Origin of the sequence: Streptomyces sp. NPDC020299 (assembly GCF_044387825.1) — a bacterium.
Taxonomy (GTDB): domain Bacteria; phylum Actinomycetota; class Actinomycetes; order Streptomycetales; family Streptomycetaceae; genus Streptomyces.
Map to the genome: position 1 here is coordinate 542535 of NZ_JBIRWL010000004.1, position 18376 is coordinate 560910.

Genomic DNA, 18376 nt, shown 5'->3' on the forward strand with positions numbered 1-18376 from the left:
GGTCCGCGCGGGGAGGGACGTGAGGTGCCGGTGGCGCTTACGATGAGCCGCATGGGTGACGTACTGGCCGGATTTCATGCTGCCTGGGAGTTCGAGTCCGACTCCGTGCTCATCCGTTACGAACGGGGGATTCGAACACCCAAGCTGTTCCAGGCGCTGGGCGAACGGCGTATCCCCCTGTCGGCCCTCGAAGACGTGACGCTCACCCCCGGCCGGCGCGGGTCCGTCGTGCTGCGGGCCGTCCCCCGTCCCGGCGCCGATCCGCTGATCGAGGCGGCGGCCGGACAGCTGAAGGACGCCTACGACCCCTACCGGCTGGTGCTGCCCGCCGAGCGGGAGACACTCGCGGAGCACTACGCCGACGAGCTGCGGGGCCTGCTGCCCGAGTCCGGGCCGACGGACCGGCACCTGGTGGCGGCGCCCACGGGACCGCTCCAGTTCAAGGCGTACGACGGCAAGGCGTTCTTCGACGGCACCTCGGTACGGTTCCGGTGGTTCTGGACGGGCGCCTCCACGGCCAAGTGGAAGGCCGGCGACCAGAGCTTCCCGGTCGCCGACCTGGGCGGCGTCGAATGGCGCTCACCCGACGTCCTCGAAGGCCACCTCCGCCTCGTACCCCGCCACCCGGCGAACGAGCCTCCCACGCCGCCGGACCAGGATCCGGCGGCGGTGGTGTTCGGGCTGGGGTACGGGCCGGTGCACGAGTCACTGCCGTTCGCCGCCGCTGTGCTGGCGGCGGTGCGGGGGAAGCGACCGGGGGCCGCGGTCCCGGCTGCGCCGGGGCTCCGTGATCCTGCCAGTGTCGCCGAGCGGATCCGGCATCTCGGGGAACTGCATCACGCCGGGCTGGTGACGGACGAGGAGTTCGCCTCCAAGAAGGCCGAGCTCCTCGCGGAGCTTTAGCCGGTGGGACGAACGCGTCCCGCGTCCGCGTAGAAACTGATCTTCCGGTCGAGTACGGACAGCGTGTCCCGCAGTTCGGCGATCCGGGTCAGCACGTCCCGGCGGGTCGCCTCCAGCAGCTCCTGCCGCTCCTCGAACGTGTGGTCGCCCTCGCGCACCAGTTCGGCGTACCGGACCATGTCGGCGACCGGCATGCCGGTCAGCCGCAGCTTGGTGACGAAATCCAGCCAGTCCAGATCGCGGTTGCAGTAGCGGCGCTGGCCGGTGTGCGAGCGGTCGATGTGGGACATCAGGCCGATCCGCTCGTACCAGCGCAGGGTGTGGGCGGTGAGGCCGGTGAAGGCCACGACCTCGCTGATCGTGTATCTGTCCTGGCCGTCGGGACGCGGGTGCCGCCGCGGTGGGGCGGAGCAGATGTCGGCGGGGTTGTCCGCTTCTCGCTCGGTGGCCGCGGGCATGGTCTGCATCACCGTCATGACCCCCACGCTATGGCCTTGGAGTGCACTCCAAGCAAGCGCAAAGCGGTAAGAAATCCGGAGGCGGGCCAAGGGCGCGGTCGTTAGCGTGCGGGCCATGAGTCTCGTACGCCGTGCCACGCCCGAGGACGCCGCCGAAGTACTGCGACTGCGCCAGGTCATGATCGATTCCGTGTTCGGGACGGGGTCGGGGCCGGGGAGCGACGGTGCCGCCGACTGGCACGGGGAGTCCCTGCCGACGCTGCGGGCCCGACTCGCCGATTCCGACGGGGACTTCGGGGCCTTCGCGGCCTTCGTGGTCGATCACCCCGACCACCCCGACCGGCCGGGGGCGCTGGCCGCGCTGGCGGTGGGGACGGTGGAGTACCGGATCGGGCGGGCCGGCAACCCGCACGGGCGGGTCGGGTACGTCTTCAGCGTCGCCACCGATCCCGGTGCGCGGCGGCGGGGGTACGCGCGCGCGTGCATGGAGGAGCTGCTGGAGTGGTTTCGGGAGCGGGGTGTCCGGCATGTCGACCTGAACGCGTCCGCCGAGGCCGAGCCGCTGTACGCGGCGCTGGGCTTCGTACGCAAGCCGGACCCCTCGATGCGGTTGGCGCTCTGAGCCGCGGCTAGGCTCGGGGCATGGCGTTGAACAGCTTGGCGTTGATCGAGAACTGGCCCGTGCCGACCGCCGCGGCGGGTGTCGTGCGGGCCGACGGCACGGTCCTGGGGACCCATGGGCCTGCCGGGCGGCGCTTTCCGCTGGCCTCGGTCACCAAGCCGCTGGCGGCGTACGCGGTGCTCGTCGCGTACGAGGAGGGGGCGATCGAGCTCGACGAGCCGGCGGGGCCGCCCGGGTCGACGGTCCGTCATCTGCTCGCGCACACCTCGGGGCTGGCCTTCGACGAGCACCGGGTGACGGCGGCGGCCGGGGAGCGGCGGCTGTACTCCAACGCCGGGTTCGAGCAGCTGGGGGATCACGTCGCCAAGGCGACGGACATTCCTTTCGCGGAGTATCTGCGGCAGGCGGTGCTGGCCCCGTTGGGAATGACGCAGACCTCGCTGGACGGCTCCCCCGCGAAGGACGGGGTGTCGACGGTCGATGACCTGCTGCGGTTCGCGGCGGAGGTGCAGGCGCCCCGGCTGCTGGATCCCCGTACGGTTGCCGAGGCGATGACCGTCCAGTATCCCGGCACCAAGGGCGTCCTGCCCGGGTACGGGCACCAGAACCCCAATGACTGGGGGCTGGGCTTCGAGATCCGGGACTCCAAGTCGCCGCACTGGACGGGGTCTTCCTCGTCCCCGCGTACCTTCGGGCACTTCGGGCAGTCCGGTACGTTCCTGTGGATCGACCCAGAGGCGGGACTGGCGTGCGCCGCTCTGACGGACCGGGCGTTCGGGCCGTGGGCCGTCGACGTGTGGCCGGCGTTCACGGACGCGGTGCTGGCGGAGCTGCGGGGCTGAGCCCGGCGAGCGGTTTTCGCCCCCGCCGCCCCTACCCATTCCCGTCCCCAGGGGCTCCGCCCCTTCGACCCCGCTGGGGGCTGCCGCCCCCAGACCCCCGCTTCGGCCTGAACGGCCTCGTCCTCAAACGCCGGACGGGCTGATAAGAGCAGGCCGCGACGGGAGAGGAGAGCCGCGCCTCTCATCCCACTCGCACGGGTGGTGGGTGGGCATAGGCCGGGGGTCTGGGGGCGGAGCGCCCAGGGGCCTGGAGGACATCGGGCTCAGGTGGTCATCTCCCACACCAGGAGTTCCGCCGGACTCGTCGCCGTCGCCGCGAGGCCTGCCGGCATGGTGAGCCGTGCAGAGTCACCGGGGGACAGGGTCTCTCCCGCCAGTTGGATCCCGCCCCGGACCACGTGCGCGTACACGTACGCCGCGTCCGGGAGTGCCGTGCGTTCGCCCGGGGTCAGGCGGCGTACGTGGAGCATCGCTCCGGCCGACGGGACGGCGTACGGGGTGGAGTCGGCGATGCCGTGGACGATCTCGTAGGACGGGGTGCCGCCGGGGGTGGCGGGGGCCAGCCACATCTGGATGAAGGTGAGGGGGACGGCCGCGGCGTTGCGCTCGACGTGGCGGACGCCCGACGCCGCGCTGAGGCGCTGGACGTCGCCGGGGCGGACGACCGTCTCGCGGCCGGTGGAGTCGCGGTGGGTCAGCTCGCCCTCGACGACCCAGGTGACGATCTCCGTGTGGCTGTGCGGGTGCTCGTCGAAGCCGGCGCCGGGGGCGAGCCGCTCCTCGTTGCAGGCGATGACCGCGCCGAAGCGGAGGTTGTCGGGGTCGTAGTGCGGGCCGAAGGAGAAGGCGTGGCGGGAGTCGATCCCGGCCGCCGGGTCTCCCCCGTGGTAGCGCTCCGTGGCGCGCCTTACGTCGATCACGGGGACCACCGTAGACCCGGCGGCGCACCCGCCCGTCCCGATAAGGCAGTCTTGTCCACGTGCCCGAACCAGAAACCGGCAAGACCGAACACGCAGCGCCCGCCGTCCACCCGCACCAAGCGACCCTGAGGCGGCTGGAGAAGTCGTCCGGGAGTCTCGCCGCGCAGGCCATCGCGCGGATGGACGAGACCCTGCCGTGGTACCGGGCGATGCCTCCGGAGAACCGTTCCTGGATCGGGCTGGTGGCCCAGGCGGGTATCGCCGCGTTCACCGAGTGGTTCCGGCACCCTGACGCGCCCCAGGCGATCTCCACGGACGTGTTCGGGACGGCGCCCCGCGAGCTGACCCGGGCGATCACGCTGCGGCAGACCGTGGAGATGGTGCGGACCACCATCGAGGTCATGGAGAGCGCCATCGACGAGGTGGCCGCCCCGGGGGACGAGGGGGTGCTGCGCGAGGCGCTGCTCGTGTACGCGCGGGAGATCGCCTTCGCCACCGCTCAGGTGTACGCCCAGGCCGCCGAGGCACGCGGTGCCTGGGATGCGCGGCTGGAGTCGCTGGTCGTGAACGCGGTGCTCAGCGGGGAGGCCGACGAGGGGGCCGTCAGCAGGGCCGCGGCGCTGGGGTGGAACGCGCCCGAGCATGTGTGCGTGGTGCTGGGCACCGCGCCCGACGGGGACAGTGAGCTGACCGTGGAGGCCATCCGGCGGGCCGCGCGCCACGCCAAGCTCCAGGTGCTGACGGGGGTGCTCGGGGACCGGCTGGTCGTCATCGCGGGGGGCAGCGACAATCCGCTGGCCGTCGCCCGGTCGCTGATCGGGCCGTTCGCCGCGGGGCCGGTCGTCGCGGGCCCGGTGGTGCCCGACCTGCTGGCCGCGACCCGGTCCGCGCAGGCCGCGGCGGCCGGACTGAAGGCCTGCTCGGCGTGGCAGGACGCGCCGCGGCCGGTGTTGGCGGACGATCTGCTTCCGGAGCGCGCCATCGCCGGAGATCCCGGGGCACGCGAGCAGTTGGTGGAGGAGATCTACAGACCACTGGAGGAAGCCGGGTCGGCGCTGCTGGAAACCCTGAGCGTCTATCTGGAGCAGGCGAGCAGTCTGGAAGGAGCGGCGCGCATGCTTTTCGTTCACCCGAACACCGTGCGCTACCGGCTCCGACGTGTGACTGACGTCACCGGCTGGTCGCCCTCCGATGTACGATCCGCGTTCACGCTGCGGATCGCGCTGATCCTGGGGCGTCTGGCCGATGGGGATGCCCAACCCTAGGCTTTTGTCGGGGGCCTACAAAACCCCCTCTTGTTCTTCGTCCCTGTCCCCACGGGCGGCCGTGGCCGTCCCCAAGAGAGAGTGTGAGAGTGCTCGTACTCGTCGCTCCCGGCCAGGGCGCCCAGACGCCCGGCTTCCTGACTCCCTGGCTCGAACTGCCCGGCGCCGCCGACCGCGTCGCCGGCTGGTCGGACGCCATCGGACTGGACCTCGCCCACTACGGCACCCAGGCCGACGCGGACGCCATCCGCGACACCGCGGTGGCCCAGCCGCTGCTGGTCGCGGCCGGACTCCTGTCCGCCGCGGCACTCGGTATCGCGACACCTGCCGCTGACGCGGCGGGTCTCCCGGGCGCGGTCGCCGGTCACAGCGTCGGCGAGATCACCGCGGCCACCTTCGCGGGCGTGCTGGACGACACCGCCGCGCTGGGCCTCGTACGCAGGCGCGGTCTGGCCATGGCGGAGGCCGCGGCGATCACCGAGACGGGTATGTCGGCGCTGCTCGGCGGCGACCCGGAGGTGTCCGTCGCGCATCTGGAGAAGCTCGGTCTGACCCCGGCGAACATCAACGGCGCGGGCCAGATCGTCGCCGCGGGCACGCTGGAGCAGTTGGCCGCGCTGAGCGAGGACAAGCCCGAGGGCGTCCGCAAGGTCGTCCCGCTGAAGGTGGCCGGCGCCTTCCACACGCACCACATGGCCCCCGCGGTCGAGACCCTCGCCAAGGCCGCCGCGGCCCTGGCGCCGGCCGATCCGAAGGTCACGTACGTCTCCAACAAGGACGGGCGGACCGTCGCCTCCGGCCCCGAGGTGCTCGAGCGGCTCGTGGGTCAGGTCGCCAACCCGGTCCGCTGGGACCTGTGCATGGAGACCTTCAAGGAGCTCGGTGTCACCGCGCTGGTCGAGGTGTGCCCCGGCGGCACCCTGACCGGCCTGGCCAAGCGCGCCCTGCCCGGCGTGCCGACGCTCGCCCTGAAGACCCCCGACGACCTCGACGCGGCCCGCGCGCTCATCGCCGAGCACGGTGCCTAAGGAGCCCTGAATGGCGAAGATCAAGCCCAGCAAGGGTGCCCCGTATGCGCGCATCCTCGGTGTGGGCGGCTACCGCCCGACCCGGGTGGTGCCCAACGAGGTGATCCTCGAGACGATCGACTCGTCCGACGAGTGGATCCGCTCGCGCTCCGGCATCGAGACCCGGCACTGGGCGAACGACGAGGAGACCGTCGCCGCCATGTCGGTCGAGGCGTCCGGCAAGGCCATCGCCGACGCCGGTATCACCGCCGAGCAGATCGGCGGCGTGATCGTCTCGACCGTCTCGCACTTCAAGCAGACCCCGGCCGTCGCGACCGAGATCGCCGACAAGCTCGGCACGAACAAGGCCGCGGCCTTCGACATCTCGGCGGGCTGCGCGGGCTTCGGCTACGGGCTCACCCTCGCCAAGGGCATGATCGTCGAGGGCTCGGCGGAGTACGTGCTCGTCATCGGTGTCGAGCGGCTGTCCGACCTGACCGACCTGGAGGACCGGGCGACGGCCTTCCTGTTCGGTGACGGCGCGGGCGCGGTCGTCGTGGGCCCGTCGAAGGAGCCCGCGATCGGCCCGACCGTCTGGGGCTCGGAGGGCGACAAGTCCGAGACCATCAAGCAGACCGTGCCCTGGACGGACTACCGGGCCGGCGCGGTGGCGAAGTTCCCCGCGATCACGCAGGAAGGCCAGGCGGTGTTCCGCTGGGCCGTGTTCGAGATGGCGAAGGTCGCCCAGCAGGCGCTGGACGCGGCCGGGATCAGCCCGGACGACCTGGACGTCTTCATTCCGCACCAGGCCAACGAGCGGATCATCGACTCGATGGTGAAGACACTGAAGCTGCCGGAACACGTCACGGTCGCCCGCGACGTGCGCACCACCGGCAACACCTCGGCCGCCTCGATTCCGCTCGCGATGGAGCGGCTTCTGGCGACCGGCGAGGCGAAGAGCGGCGACACCGCACTCGTCATCGGATTCGGGGCGGGTCTCGTCTACGCCGCGACGGTCGTTACCCTCCCCTAGGCACTCCGTGCCGGATCATGCATCCGGTGCGGTCTGCACCTGCCCGCCGCCGGCGCGGCGGGACGCCACACACCGTCTGGATATCTAAGAAGGAGCGCCTGACATGGCCGCCACTCAGGAAGAGATCGTCGCCGGTCTCGCCGACATCGTGAACGAGATCGCCGGCATCCCGGTTGAGGACGTCCAGCTGGACAAGTCCTTCACCGACGACCTGGACGTCGACTCGCTGTCCATGGTCGAGGTCGTCGTCGCCGCCGAAGAGCGCTTCGACGTCAAGATCCCGGACGAGGACGTCAAGAACCTCAAGACCGTGGGCGACGCGACCGATTACATCCTCAAGCACCAGGCCTGAGCCTTTCTCTAGGCCCTCGGGCTGCTAGGCCCCGCCACCCGGCGGTGGCGCCGCTGAATCCCCATTCCGTTGGAGAAAGAATTCCCGTGAGCCCGACCAATCGCACCGTGGTCGTCACCGGTATCGGCGCAACCACACCGCTGGGTGGCGACGTAGCCTCGTTCTGGGAGGCCCTGATCGCCGGTCAGTCCGGCGTCAGCCTCCTGGAGCAGGAGTGGGCGGCCGAACTGCCGGTCAAGATCGCCGCGCAGATCGCCGTCGAACCGGGCGAGATCATCCCCCGCCCGCAGGCCCGCAAGCTGGACCGGTCCGCGCAGTTCGCGCTGATCGCCGCTCAGGAGGCCTGGAAGGACGCCGGTTTCACCGCCAAGGCGGGCGCTGTGACATCAGACGCTTCCGCGTCGGGCGCGTCCGTGAACCCCGACCGGCTGGGTGCGGTCATCGCCTCCGGCATCGGCGGTGTGACCACCCTGCTCGACCAGTACGACGTTCTGCGGGAGAAGGGCGTACGCCGTGTCTCCCCGCACACCGTGCCGATGCTGATGCCCAACTCCCCGGCGGCCAACGTCGGCATCGAGCTGGGCGCGCGCGCCGGTGTGCACACCCCGGTCTCGGCCTGCGCCTCGGGCGCGGAGGCCATCGGCTACGCCATCGAGATGATCCGCACGGGCCGCGCCGACGTCGTCGTCGCGGGTGGCACGGAGGCGGCCATCCACCCGCTGCCGATCGCCGCGTTCGGCAACATGATGGCGATGTCCAAGAACAACGACGACCCGCAGGGCGCCTCACGTCCCTACGACTCCGGCCGGGACGGCTTCGTCCTCGGTGAGGGTGCCGGTGTGATCGTCCTGGAGTCCGAGGAGCACGCGAAGGCCCGCGGCGCCCGGATCTACGTCGAGGCCGTCGGCCAGGGCATCTCCGCCGACAGCCACCACATCACGCAGCCCGAGCCGTCCGGCAACGGCATCGCGCACGCGCTCCAGAACCTGCTCGACAACTCCGACCTCAAGCCCGCCGAGGTCGTGCACGTGAACGCGCACGCCACCTCCACGCCGCAGGGTGACGTCGCCGAGATCAAGGCGCTGCGGAAGGTGTTCGGCGACGACGTCGACCACATGGCGATCTCCGCGACCAAGTCGATGACGGGTCACCTGCTCGGTGGCGCCGGCGGCATCGAGACGGTCGCGTCGGTCCTCGCCCTGACCAAGCGGCTGGCTCCGCCGACGATCAACCTCGACGAGCTCGACCCCGAGGTCAACGCGGACGTCGTGCGCGGTGAGGCCCGTCCGCTGCCCGAGGGCCGCATCGCCGCGCTGAACGACTCGTTCGGCTTCGGCGGACACAACGTGGTGCTGGCCTTCCGGACGATCTGACCGGCGCCGCCAGGCACATGAAGGGGCCCCCACCGGCTGGTGGGGGCCCCTTCATACGTCTTCCTGCGTGCCGGGCGGCGATCACACCACCTGGTGCAGCCAGCGCACCGGGGCGCCCTCGCCCGCGTACCGGAACGGTTCGAGTTCGTCGTCCCAGGGCTTGCCGAGGAGCTTGGCGATCTCGGCCTCCAGGTCCGTCTCCTCGCGCTGGGACCGCGTCAGGGCGGCGCGCAGGCGGTCCTCGGGGATGAGGATGTCGCCGTGGATGCCGGTGACGGCGTGGAAGATGCCGAGGTCGGGGGTGCAGCTGTAGCGCTCGCCCTCAGCGGTGGGACAGGGCTCGGCGGTGACCTCGAAGCGCAGCAGGTGCCAGCCGCGCAGCGCCGAGGCGAGCTTGGAGGCGGTGCCGGCCTGGCCCTGCCAGGAGAACTCCGAGCGCCAGGTGCCGGGGGCTGCGGGCTGCCGGATCCAGTCGAGGCTGACCCGTGTGCCCAGCACCCCGGCGACGGCCCATTCGACGTGCGGGCACAGCGCGCGCGGCGCGGAGTGCACGTACAGAACTCCACGTGTCGTCACCGGAACCTCCGGGCAGAGCGGGACATCTTGCGGTCGGGCGGGGCGGCAGTGACACAACGGCCGCGTTGATGGCGAGGCTACCGTGCGACGGGGCAAGGAGTGTGACGTACCGTCGCTCCCGGGGCCAGGAAACGCCCACCATTCACCCATGGGGACGCTTGTACGGGTGTGAGCCGTTCCATGCCACCTACCGGGAACCCTCGCGCGTTGTTATGGGTTGGGGACCATGACGGCACGACAAGGGGATGGACCTGGGCATGGGATATCGACGCCGGCGTTCGCGGGCCGCTCTCGCCGTCGTGCTGGCGGCCGTCCTGGGGGCCGCCGGCTGTGACGCCGTGCGCGGCGACGCCCAGGCACCGGACGGCACCCGGGCGAAGACCTCCAGGCCGGCCTCGGTGTGGGACCGCAGCCCCTCCTCGATCGCCGCGGTCGGCGACTCCATCACCCGCGGCTTCGACGCGTGCACGGTGCTGTCGGACTGCCCCGAGGTGTCCTGGGCGACCGGCACCAGCACGCAGGTCGACAGCCTGGCGGTACGGCTCCTTGGCCGGTCCGGGGCGGCCGAGCGCAGCTGGAACTACGCGGTGACCGGCGCCCGGATGGCCGACCTGCCGGCGCAGATGACCCAGGCGGTCACCCGCAAGCCCCAGTTGGTGACGGTGATGGCCGGGGCGAACGACGCCTGCCGGGCGACGACCTCGGCGATGACCTCGGTGACCGCCTTCCGGGCCTCGTTCGAGGAGGCGATGAGCACCCTGCGCGAGGCGCTGCCGAAGACGCAGGTGTTCGTGGCGAGCGTGCCGAACCTGAAGCGGCTGTGGTCCGAGGGCCGGACGAACCCGCTGGGCAAGCAGGTGTGGAAGCTGGGCATCTGCCCGTCGATGCTGGGCGACGCGGACGACCTGACCAGCACGGCGACCCTGCGCCGGGACACGGTGCAGCAGCGGGTGGAGGCCTACAACAAGGTGCTGAAGGAGGTCTGCGCCAAGGACCGGCGGTGCCGCTTCGACGGGAACGCGGTCTTCGACTACCGCTTCGGCACCGGTCAGCTGAGCCGCTGGGACTGGTTCCATCCGAGCACGGACGGCCAGTCCCGGCTGGCGGCGATCGCGTACCGGACGGTCACGGCGAAGGAGCCGGTGACCTAGGGTTTCCCACATGAGCGAACTTTTCGGCACACTTTCCGACGGTACCGAGGTCCATCGCTGGACGCTGGAGCGCGCCGGGACGCGGGTGAGGGTCCTGACGTACGGCGGGATCGTGCAGTCGGTGGAGGTCCCGGACCGGACGGGGCGGACGGCTGACGTGGTGCTGGGGTTCGGCGGCCTCGACGGCTACCTCCGGCACCCGGAGCCGTTCCTGGGTGCCCTGGTGGGCCGCTACGCCAACCGGATCGCGGGCGCCCGCTTCGCGCTCGACGGCCACACGTACACGCTCGCCGCGAACAACGGCCCCAACTCCCTGCACGGCGGGGAACGCGGGTTCGACAAGCGGGTGTGGGAGGCGGAGCCGGTCGGGCACGGGGTCCGCCTGACCCGGGTGAGCCCGGACGGCGAGGAGGGCTTCCCGGGCCGGCTGGAGATCTCGGCGACGTACACCCTGGACGCGTCCGGCGCGCTGCGGATCGCCTACGAGGCGGTGACGGACGCGCCGACCGTGGTGAACCTGACCAACCACAGCTACTTCCGCCTCGGCGGGGACACAGCCCCGGTGGGCCATGAACTCCGCCTCGCCGCCTCCCGCTACACCCCGGTCGACGCCGACCGGATCCCGACCGGCGAGTCGGCGGACGTCACCGGCTCCCGCTTCGACTTCCGTACGGCCCGCGAGGTCGGCCCCGGCTACGACCACAACTTCGTGCTCGACAAGGGCGTCACGGCCGGCCCCGAGGAGGTCGCCGAGCTGTACGACCCGGTGTCCGGGCGGCTGCTCACGATCGCGACGACCGAGCCCGGCCTCCAGCTGTACACCGCCGACCATCTGAGCGACCCGTTCACGGCGGGCGCCGGCATCGCGCTGGAGACCCAGCACTTCCCGGACTCCCCCAACCGCCCCGAGTTCCCCAGCACCGAACTGCGGCCGGGCGGGGTGTACCGCTCGGAGACGGTGTACGGCTTCGGCGTGCGCGGCTAGGACAGCCCTAGGGACTGACGCCCGCTAGTTCGACTCCCCGCGCATCCGCTTGACGGCCTTGCCCAGCACGGCCATGGCGCCGCCGCAGACCAGCAGGGTCGTTCCGCCGATCAGGATCGGGGGCAGGGTGCCGCCCTTGATGCCCTCGCCGGTCACGGTGGTGGCCAGCACGAAGATGATCGAGTACAGGCTCCGGCCGACCTTGGCGCCGGCCGGGATCACCTGGAGCAGTTGCGGGACGGTGGTCGCGGCGGCCACTCCCATGCCGAAGGGGATGGCGGCGCCGAGCATCAGCGCGCCGAACCCGAAGGAGTTGCCGTAGGCGCCCCACCCGGCGCCCTTGACCAGCAGATAGCCCGCCGCGCCGAAGGACAGCAGGACCAGCAGGCCGTTGACGTACGCGGCCTGCGTGGCCGCCTTGCGGGCGCCGGGCAGATGGGCCGCCGGGGAGCGCCAGGCGTCCGGGGTGATGAGCCTCAGCTGCCGCTTCAGCGCCTGCATCTGCAGCAGCGCGAGGACGCCCACGGCCACCACGGCCAGCCCGACGGCCGTACCGGCGAAGCCGATGGGGGCGCGGGTGACGCCGAAGTGGGCGCCGCCGAAGGTGAGCGGGATGCCGAGGACGAATCCGTAGGCCAGGAACTTGGCCTTCTGCTGGATCTTCACCACCAGCTCGCGCTGCCCCGGCGTGAGATTCGGATCGACCCGCACCCGGCCCTCGCCGAGCCGCTGCTCGGGGACCTGGGGCGGGTACGGCTGCTGGGGCTGCTGCTGGTACGGGTTGTACGCCGGTTGCTGCGGCGGGTAGGGCTGCTGATACGGCGGCTGCTGCGGCGGATAGGGCTGGTACGGCTGCTGCTGGCCGTACGGCCCCGGCTGCTGCTGACCCTGACCTGGATACATGGCTGTTCTCTCTCCCCCGTACCGGCGTGTCCCGGTGTCTCGCGAAGGCCGGGAGTCTGCCACACGTTCCTGGACGTCACGAGCCCCGGCCCAGGGGTCAGGTCCCGGGCCGGGGCTGGTCGTGGGGGGTTGTCCCGGATCAGACGTTAATCGTCGCGGCGAGCCTGCGGTCGCTGATCGAGCGGCCCGCCTGGATTTCGTACGAACCTTTCACAACCACCCACCGTTTCTCTGTGACCTACTGTCCCCAGACGACGGCCAGTGTCTTGCTCAGCAGGCAGACCAGGGCGAAGGCGATCGCCCATTCCGTCGCCCCGGCGAGGAGCAGCGCGGTCACGCCGGCGCCGAACCACAGCAGTTCGAAGCCGACGCGGGCCGTGCCGCGGGTCTTGTACGTCGCCTTCGGCGACCCGAACAGCACCCACAGCGCGACCAGCACGGCGGGCGCGGAGATTCCGAGCAGCCAGGCGAGCGGGGCGGCTACCCCGACAACGACAACGTCTCCCGCTCGGAGACCGTCCCGGTCGCCGAGCCGGCCGCGCAGCCCCAGTGGACGGCGACGACCCTGCCGTACCAGCGGATCGTGGCCGCGGACACCGGCCGCTTCCCGGTGTACGACCACACGGAGGTCACCGAGATCCCAGCGGGAGGGACCGAGCCCGTCGTACGGGCGGACGGTCCGACCCCCGGCTCGACGGCGCGCGCCGGGGGCGGCGGGAACTACCTCTCCAACGAGATCGCCTACCGGGTCACGCTGCTCCGTGACCGTCTCGGCCTCCACGACACGCTGCCGGGCGGCCATGTGCACACCCCGGTCCTCCAGTTCGGCTCCGGCAACACCGACCCGGCGACCGGCACGGTCACGGATGCGGAGTTCGTCCGGAACCGGCTGGACATCACGCGCAGGTGCGGGCGATCGTGACGGTGGCGGCGGACGCGGCGTTCAGGAGGTGACCCTCTCGTCGTCCTCGGTCTCGTCCGGCTCCCCGGCGTTCTCCTCGCCCAGCAGGTCGCGGGCGAGCAGGGTCGCGCCCGCGACCGCGCCCGGCATCAGGAACACCGCGACGACCGGGACCAGGAAGGCCAGGCCGAGGGGGGTGCCGAAGCCCCAGACCAGGGTCTTGCGGGAGCGGAGCAGGGTGAGGCGGGTGCGCAGTTCGACGCCGCGGCGCTGGAGAGCGACGGCGGTGAGTTCCTCGGTGAGGAAGAAGCCGGTGACGAAGAAGCCGAGCACCGGTATGGCCGTCTGGCCGACGAAGGGCAGGAAGCCGAGGGCGAACAGCAGTACGCCCCAGACGGCGGCGCGGAGCACGATGCGCAGGCTGTCGCGGGCGGAGATCCACAGCTCGCGCCAGAGCGGGAGGCCGGACTCGGGTGCCGTCCCGTCGGGTGAGACGTCCCGGTCGACCTGCTCGGAGAGGCTCTCGTAGAAGGGCTGGCCGACCAGCAGCGTCACCGCGGTGAAGGTGACCACGGCGAGCAGGAGGCCGAGGGCGAAGAGGACCACCGTGAGGAAGCCGCGGAAGAGCCCCTGCCAGGGGCTCGACCAGTCGTCGGCGAACGGGGTGGTCCAGGCGACGAAGTCCTCGCCCCACACGGCGAGCGCGACCAGGGCCGCGGCGTACAGGACCAGGGTGATCAGGCCGGGGAGCAGTCCGAAGCCGTACTGCTTGCCGTGCCGGGCCACCCAGCGCTGGCCCTGCAGGAGATAACCGAAACCGACCCCGAGATCACGCATGGGGGAACCCTATCGGGGCGTGTCCGGGCCCCGGCGAGGCCCTCAGGCGTCCAGCATCCGCCGCAGCAGATCCCGTAGCGCGAGCCGCTCCTCGTCGGACAGCCCGGCCAGCGGTTCGCGGGCGAAGCGCAGGCCGTCGCGCAGTTCCCGGGCGACCCTGCCGCCCTCGTCCGTGGCGGCGGCCAGCTTCACCCGGCGGTCGGCCGGGTCGGGGCGGCGCTCCACCAGGCCCCGGGCCTCCAGCCGGTCCACGATCCCGGTGACGTTCGACGGCTCGCACTTCAGCTTCTGCGCCAGCTTGCGCATGGGCAGCGGCTCCACGGAAAGCAGACTCAGCAGCCGGGCCTGTGCACCGGTGAGTGCGTGCTCGCCCGCCGCCTCCTCGTAGTCGACGTAGAACCGGGACACGACGTCCCCGATGAGCTCGACGACCTCCATGGTCAGCTCGTCGGGGCGGCGGGTCTTCTGTGGGGTGGACATGCCCTCGAGAATACCCCGTTACTTGACATCCTGAAATATTCAGGAGCATGGTTGTTTCAGGTACTGAAATAAATTGGAAAGGTCGCTGTCATGATCAACCGCGAATGGCACCTGCTCAGCCGCCCGGTCGGCTGGCCGAAGCCCGAGGACTTCGCCCTGGTCGAGGCGGAGGTCCCCACCCCGGGCGAGGGCCAGGTGCTGGTGCGGAACAAGTACCTCTCCGTCGACCCGTACATGCGCGGCCGGATGAGCGCCGCCAAGTCGTACGTCGCCCCCTTCGAGCTGGGCAAGGTCATGCAGGGCGGGGCGGTCGGCGAGGTCGTCGAGTCCAACGCCGAGGGCGTCGCCGCCGGTGACCACGTGCTGCACTTCTTCGGCTGGCGCGAGTACGCGGTCGTGGACGCGAAGAACGCCGTCAAGGTGGACCCCGAGGCCGCGCCGCTGTCGACGTACCTCGGCGTCCTCGGCATGACCGGCCTCACCGCCTACGCCGGTCTGCTGCGCACCGCCTCCTTCAAGGAGGGCGACTCCGTCTTCGTCTCCGGCGCCGCCGGTGCCGTGGGCAGCCAGGTCGGCCAGATCGCCAAGCTCAAGGGCGCCTCGCGGGTCATCGGCTCGGCCGGGTCCGACGAGAAGGTGAAGCTGCTGGTGGAGGAGTACGGCTTCGACGCCGCGTTCAACTACCGGAACGGGCCCGTGGGCGAGCAGCTGCGCGAGGCCGCCCCCGAGGGTGTCGACGTCTACTTCGACAACGTCGGCGGCGACCACCTCGAGGCGGCCATCGGCCTGCTCAACCAGGGCGGCCGGATCGCGGTCTGCGGCATGATCTCGGTCTACAACAACACCGAGCCCGCCCCCGGCCCGAAGAACCTCGCCCGCCTCATCCAGACCCGGGGCCGCATCGAGGGCTTCCTGGTCGGCGACCACTACGACCTCCAGCCGCAGTTCGTCCAGGAGGTCGGCGCCTGGGTCCGCTCCGGCGAGCTCAAGTACCGCGAGACGGTCGTCGAGGGCATCGAGAACAACCTGGAGGCGTTCCTCGGCGTGCTGCGCGGCGACAACACCGGGAAGATGATCGTCAAGCTCTGACCGATCGCGGAAACACCGTGACGCCCGCCGACGGCGGTCGTTGCGTACGACGGAGGCCGCGACCCTTGGACGTGGGGTCGCGGCCTCCGCCCTAGGCTCACCGCTCCAGCGCCGCCCGGTGCACCGCCCTCGCCAGGCGGTCGTTCTCGGGGGCCGCGCCGCCCGGGAAGGCGTGCCTGCGGCGGGTGTAGCCGTAGGCGAGACCGCTGCGCGGGTCCGCGAAGGCCTGCGAGCCGCCGGCCCCCGCGTGCCCGAACGCCCCCGCGCCGAGGAACTGGTGGTAGGTGTCCGCGGTCGCCTGGAAGCCCAGGCCGTAGGACTTGTGGACCCGGGCCACCAGGTCGTACCCGGCGGAGTGCAGCTGCCCGAACTCCGCCACCGTGTCCGGCTTCAGCAGCGGCGCCTTGCCGTCGACGTCGCTGATCACCGCCGCGTACAGTCCGGCCAGGCCGCGCGCCGAGGCGACGCCGCCCACCGACGCCGGGCCCTTGGCGCGGATCAGGCGGTCGTTGGGCAGCGTCTCGATGTCGGTCGGCTCGGCCGCGTGCCGGTTGAAGGCGATGGACGCCAGCGTGTGCGGCCCGCTCGGCAGCTCGTCCAGCAGGGCCTGCTGCTTCGGGGTCGGCAGCATCGGCTGGACGGTGCGGAAGCGGGGCTCCCGGGAGGGGGGCAGCCCCAGATGGAAGTCCAGGGCGTAGGGGGCGCGCACCCGCTCCTCGTGCAGCTCCTGGATCGTCCGGCCGGTGGCGCGCCGCACGACCTCGCCGGTCAGCGCGCCGATGACCAGCGCGTGGTAGCCGAAGCCCGTGCCGGGCCGCCAGAACGGCCGCTGGTCGGCGAGGCGTTCGGCCATCGCCCGGTCGTCGGCCAGCTCCGCCGGGGTGAAGCCGGTGTCGGTGCCGACCAGGCCCGCGCGGTGTGCCAGCAGATCGCGCAGGGTCAGCGCGCCCTTGCCCTCGGCGGCGAACTCGGGCCAGTAGTAGGTGACTTTGCGGTCCAGTTCCAGTGTGCCGTCCTGCACGAGCAGCGCCACGACCAGATGGGCGGCTCCCTTGGTCGACGAGTACACCCCATACAGGGAGCCTCCGTCGACGTCCTCACCCGCCCACAGGTCGACGACCTGCCGGCCGTCGACGTACGCGCACAACTGCCCTTCGTAGTCGTCCCGTTCCGATGCGACGAACGCGGCGAACTCCTCGCGTACCGTCTCGAAGCCGTCGGCGACCGTGCCGTGGACGGTGATCTCCTGCGTCATCCGCGTGCCTCCTCCGGGTGATTCCCTAGATCGAATACGGCGCGACGCCTCTCTTCGACTCAACCGCTTTCCCCGTCTGTTGACGCCCTGGTCTCCCCGATGTCTCCTGCGGACGGGCCGCGGCGGGCATGCTGGTGGCGGGTGCGCCCGGAGCGGGCGACGGCGAGGCGGGAGGGGCCCCATGGCGACGATTCCATCGCTCCCCAGCAGGGACGACATGCTGCGCATGGCACGCGGCACGACCGACATCACCGGCCAGCTCCTGGACACGGCCGGCAACATCACGAAGATCGCGATCAACACCCTCGACCCACGGGACGGTTCGGGCACCGAACTGCTGCGGGTGCTGCGCCGGACGACCGCCGAGCTGGCCGAGGCGAGCGCCTCACCGCAGGCGCAGGAGGCGTTCTACCGCGTCGTCGACACCCTGACCCGGCTGGGCACGACCGGCGCCCCGCTGGCCACGCACCCGGTCAGCGAACCGGCCCAGGCCCTGCTCGCCGCCCTCGGCGACAGCCTGCTTCCGGTGCTGGACGCGGTGGAGCCGGCGGTGGAGGAGTGCGCGGCCGTGGCCGGGGAGCTGGCCGAGGCGCTGTCCCCGCTGCTGCCCACGGCGGCGGGGCTCGCCGCGGGTCTCCTGCTGGCCCTGACCCCGGTACTCCGGGCGGCGGCCGAGGTGCTGCGCGACTCCACGCCCGAGCTGCGCCGCATCGCCGACGCCCTGACCGCCGCGCTCGCTCCCCTGCTGCCCCTCCAGGTGGCCCTGGCGGAACGCGCGGCCGCGGTCGCCGCCGACGTCGCCCGCGCCACCCTGCCGCCCCTCGCCGACCTCACGGAGGCGGCCTCGGCGGCCACGAAGGCGGCCCGGCCGGCCCTGATCGCGGGCGAGGAGCTGGTGGTGGCGGGCCTGGAGCAGCTCCAGCCGCTCCTGCTGGCCACCGCCTCCCGCACCGGCCGGGCGGCCCGCGCGGTGGCGGTACGAGTCTCGGCGGCGGCCAGCCCGGCGGCCGAGCGGGGCGTGGTGGTGGCGGTGAGCCCGGCGTAACGCCTGCCCGCCGGACGAGACCGCGGCAATCGGGCGGTGCGCGTGCTCGGAGGCCCGGGCCCGGCTGGTACGCGATCCATCCACCACCTCCCGACCAGGGAGGGGCTGCCCCGGCGCGGGCAGGTCCGAGCGTGGCGGATTCGGCGACCGGTGATTTCCACCGCGGGCCGCCGTGCCGCCACGGTCCGACACGGACACCGGACAGCCCCGAGGGCCGCAAGGTCCCCAAAACCGCCGTCAGATCACGTGCACCACCACAGGAACCGATTGCACGTCCGCGAAGGCGAAGCTTCGGAATCGGCCCGGACGTGGTCGGTGCGGCGCTCAGCGTGACCGTCGGCCGAATCGCCGTCGGCGCGAGGGCCGCGCGGCCGCGAAA

20 protein-coding genes and 1 pseudogene are annotated in these 18376 nt (G+C 71.8%); 13 read left to right on the top strand and 8 right to left on the bottom strand.

What is annotated here, in order from left to right:
• The first annotated feature begins 51 nt into the window (after positions 1-51).
• Positions 52-903, top strand: coding sequence for a DUF4429 domain-containing protein (locus ACH45E_RS13925; RefSeq protein WP_361438021.1), 852 nt, complete (start codon positions 52-54; stop codon positions 901-903).
• On the opposite strand, the gene ACH45E_RS13930 is transcribed toward ACH45E_RS13925, so the two are convergent.
• Positions 900-1379, bottom strand: coding sequence for a MerR family transcriptional regulator (locus ACH45E_RS13930; RefSeq protein ID WP_361438023.1), 480 nt, complete (start codon positions 1377-1379; stop codon positions 900-902). The two genes, ACH45E_RS13925 and ACH45E_RS13930, sit on opposite strands and share 4 nt — an antisense overlap.
• 97 nt (positions 1380-1476) lie before the next feature.
• Here ACH45E_RS13930 and ACH45E_RS13935 point away from each other — a divergent pair, with 97 nt between their 5' ends.
• A complete protein-coding gene (locus ACH45E_RS13935; protein WP_361438025.1) occupies positions 1477-1983 on the top strand; it encodes a GNAT family N-acetyltransferase in 507 nt (168 codons plus the stop codon).
• Positions 1984-2003: 20 nt separating this feature from the next.
• Positions 2004-2825: a serine hydrolase domain-containing protein gene (locus ACH45E_RS13940; protein WP_361438027.1), complete on the top strand. Its 822-nt coding sequence runs from the start codon at positions 2004-2006 to the stop codon at positions 2823-2825.
• 263 nt (positions 2826-3088) lie between these two features.
• Here ACH45E_RS13940 and ACH45E_RS13945 read toward each other — a convergent pair whose 3' ends face one another.
• Positions 3089-3742 (bottom strand): pirin family protein, encoded by a 654-nt coding sequence (locus tag ACH45E_RS13945; protein ID WP_399040696.1) that lies wholly within the window; start codon positions 3740-3742, stop codon positions 3089-3091.
• Positions 3743-3804: 62 nt separating this feature from the next.
• On the opposite strand from ACH45E_RS13945, the gene fasR reads away from it, so the two are divergent.
• The 5 genes from fasR (at position 3805) to fabF (ending at position 8775) form a co-directional block, all read left to right on the top strand.
• Positions 3805-5010 (top strand): fatty acid biosynthesis transcriptional regulator FasR, encoded by a 1206-nt coding sequence (fasR, locus tag ACH45E_RS13950; protein ID WP_361438031.1) that lies wholly within the window; start codon positions 3805-3807, stop codon positions 5008-5010.
• Between the two features lie 89 nt (positions 5011-5099).
• On the top strand, positions 5100-6038 hold the full coding sequence (locus ACH45E_RS13955; RefSeq protein WP_361438033.1) for an ACP S-malonyltransferase: 939 nt from the start codon (positions 5100-5102) through the stop codon (positions 6036-6038).
• Between the two features lie 10 nt (positions 6039-6048).
• Positions 6049-7050 (top strand): ketoacyl-ACP synthase III, encoded by a 1002-nt coding sequence (locus ACH45E_RS13960; protein WP_361438035.1) that lies wholly within the window; start codon positions 6049-6051, stop codon positions 7048-7050.
• Between the two features lie 103 nt (positions 7051-7153).
• Positions 7154-7402, top strand: coding sequence for an acyl carrier protein (locus ACH45E_RS13965; protein ID WP_015660680.1), 249 nt, complete (start codon positions 7154-7156; stop codon positions 7400-7402).
• 86 nt (positions 7403-7488) lie between these two features.
• Complete coding sequence (gene fabF / locus ACH45E_RS13970) at positions 7489-8775, top strand: beta-ketoacyl-ACP synthase II (RefSeq protein WP_361438038.1); 1287 nt, start codon at positions 7489-7491, stop codon at positions 8773-8775.
• An 81-nt stretch (positions 8776-8856) separates the two neighbouring features.
• Here fabF and ACH45E_RS13975 read toward each other — a convergent pair whose 3' ends face one another.
• Entirely contained in the window at positions 8857-9351 is a 495-nt protein-coding gene (locus ACH45E_RS13975) for a DUF3145 domain-containing protein (protein ID WP_361438040.1), read from the bottom strand.
• A gap of 257 nt (positions 9352-9608) precedes the next feature.
• Here ACH45E_RS13975 and ACH45E_RS13980 point away from each other — a divergent pair, with 257 nt between their 5' ends.
• Positions 9609-10502 (top strand): SGNH/GDSL hydrolase family protein, encoded by an 894-nt coding sequence (locus ACH45E_RS13980; protein WP_361438042.1) that lies wholly within the window; start codon positions 9609-9611, stop codon positions 10500-10502.
• A 10-nt stretch (positions 10503-10512) separates the two neighbouring features.
• Positions 10513-11487 (top strand): aldose epimerase family protein, encoded by a 975-nt coding sequence (locus ACH45E_RS13985; RefSeq protein ID WP_361438044.1) that lies wholly within the window; start codon positions 10513-10515, stop codon positions 11485-11487.
• Between the two features lie 24 nt (positions 11488-11511).
• On the opposite strand, the gene ACH45E_RS13990 is transcribed toward ACH45E_RS13985, so the two are convergent.
• On the bottom strand, positions 11512-12390 hold the full coding sequence (locus ACH45E_RS13990) for a hypothetical protein (protein ID WP_361438049.1): 879 nt from the start codon (positions 12388-12390) through the stop codon (positions 11512-11514).
• 238 nt (positions 12391-12628) lie between these two features.
• The gene (locus tag ACH45E_RS13995; RefSeq protein ID WP_361438234.1) at positions 12629-12829 is read right to left on the bottom strand and encodes a DUF2568 domain-containing protein; all 201 of its coding nucleotides are present in this window, start codon (positions 12827-12829) and stop codon (positions 12629-12631) included.
• A 33-nt stretch (positions 12830-12862) separates the two neighbouring features.
• On the opposite strand from ACH45E_RS13995, the pseudogene ACH45E_RS14000 reads away from it, so the two are divergent.
• Positions 12863-13344, top strand: a pseudogene (locus ACH45E_RS14000) (pyroglutamyl peptidase); the annotation flags it as partial.
• On the opposite strand, the gene ACH45E_RS14005 reads toward ACH45E_RS14000, so the two are convergent.
• Positions 13334-14128, bottom strand: coding sequence for an EI24 domain-containing protein (locus ACH45E_RS14005; protein ID WP_361438051.1), 795 nt, complete (start codon positions 14126-14128; stop codon positions 13334-13336). The pseudogene ACH45E_RS14000 and the gene ACH45E_RS14005 overlap by 11 nt on opposite strands.
• Before the next feature lie 42 nt (positions 14129-14170).
• A complete protein-coding gene (locus ACH45E_RS14010; RefSeq protein ID WP_361438053.1) occupies positions 14171-14608 on the bottom strand; it encodes a MarR family transcriptional regulator in 438 nt (145 codons plus the stop codon).
• 90 nt (positions 14609-14698) lie between these two features.
• Between ACH45E_RS14010 and ACH45E_RS14015 the strand changes: the two genes are divergently transcribed.
• Positions 14699-15697, top strand: a complete 999-nt coding sequence (locus ACH45E_RS14015; protein ID WP_361438055.1) for an NADP-dependent oxidoreductase — start codon at positions 14699-14701, stop codon at positions 15695-15697.
• A gap of 97 nt (positions 15698-15794) precedes the next feature.
• Here ACH45E_RS14015 and ACH45E_RS14020 read toward each other — a convergent pair whose 3' ends face one another.
• Entirely contained in the window at positions 15795-16952 is a 1158-nt protein-coding gene (locus ACH45E_RS14020; protein ID WP_361438057.1) for a serine hydrolase domain-containing protein, read from the bottom strand.
• Between the two features lie 181 nt (positions 16953-17133).
• On the opposite strand from ACH45E_RS14020, the gene ACH45E_RS14025 reads away from it, so the two are divergent.
• Positions 17134-17997 carry a hypothetical protein gene (locus tag ACH45E_RS14025; protein WP_361438059.1) on the top strand — a complete coding sequence of 288 codons (864 nt, stop codon included), beginning with the start codon at positions 17134-17136 and terminating at the stop codon, positions 17995-17997.
• Positions 17998-18376 lie beyond the last annotated feature (379 nt).

Coding starts and splice junctions, on each gene's coding strand:
- ACH45E_RS14005 (WP_361438051.1), bottom strand. CDS start 14,128: ATGCGTGATCTCGGGGTCGGTTTCGGTTATCTCCTGCAGGGCCAGCGC.
- ACH45E_RS13925 (WP_361438021.1), top strand. CDS start 52: ATGGGTGACGTACTGGCCGGATTTCATGCTGCCTGGGAGTTCGAGTCC.
- ACH45E_RS13985 (WP_361438044.1), top strand. CDS start 10,513: ATGAGCGAACTTTTCGGCACACTTTCCGACGGTACCGAGGTCCATCGC.
- ACH45E_RS13940 (WP_361438027.1), top strand. CDS start 2,004: ATGGCGTTGAACAGCTTGGCGTTGATCGAGAACTGGCCCGTGCCGACC.
- ACH45E_RS13980 (WP_361438042.1), top strand. CDS start 9,609: ATGGGATATCGACGCCGGCGTTCGCGGGCCGCTCTCGCCGTCGTGCTG.
- ACH45E_RS14015 (WP_361438055.1), top strand. CDS start 14,699: ATGATCAACCGCGAATGGCACCTGCTCAGCCGCCCGGTCGGCTGGCCG.
- ACH45E_RS13935 (WP_361438025.1), top strand. CDS start 1,477: ATGAGTCTCGTACGCCGTGCCACGCCCGAGGACGCCGCCGAAGTACTG.
- ACH45E_RS13990 (WP_361438049.1), bottom strand. CDS start 12,390: ATGTATCCAGGTCAGGGTCAGCAGCAGCCGGGGCCGTACGGCCAGCAG.
- ACH45E_RS13930 (WP_361438023.1), bottom strand. CDS start 1,379: ATGACGGTGATGCAGACCATGCCCGCGGCCACCGAGCGAGAAGCGGAC.
- ACH45E_RS14025 (WP_361438059.1), top strand. CDS start 17,134: ATGGCGACGATTCCATCGCTCCCCAGCAGGGACGACATGCTGCGCATG.
- ACH45E_RS14020 (WP_361438057.1), bottom strand. CDS start 16,952: ATGACGCAGGAGATCACCGTCCACGGCACGGTCGCCGACGGCTTCGAG.
- ACH45E_RS14010 (WP_361438053.1), bottom strand. CDS start 14,608: ATGTCCACCCCACAGAAGACCCGCCGCCCCGACGAGCTGACCATGGAG.
- ACH45E_RS13960 (WP_361438035.1), top strand. CDS start 6,049: ATGGCGAAGATCAAGCCCAGCAAGGGTGCCCCGTATGCGCGCATCCTC.
- ACH45E_RS13965 (WP_015660680.1), top strand. CDS start 7,154: ATGGCCGCCACTCAGGAAGAGATCGTCGCCGGTCTCGCCGACATCGTG.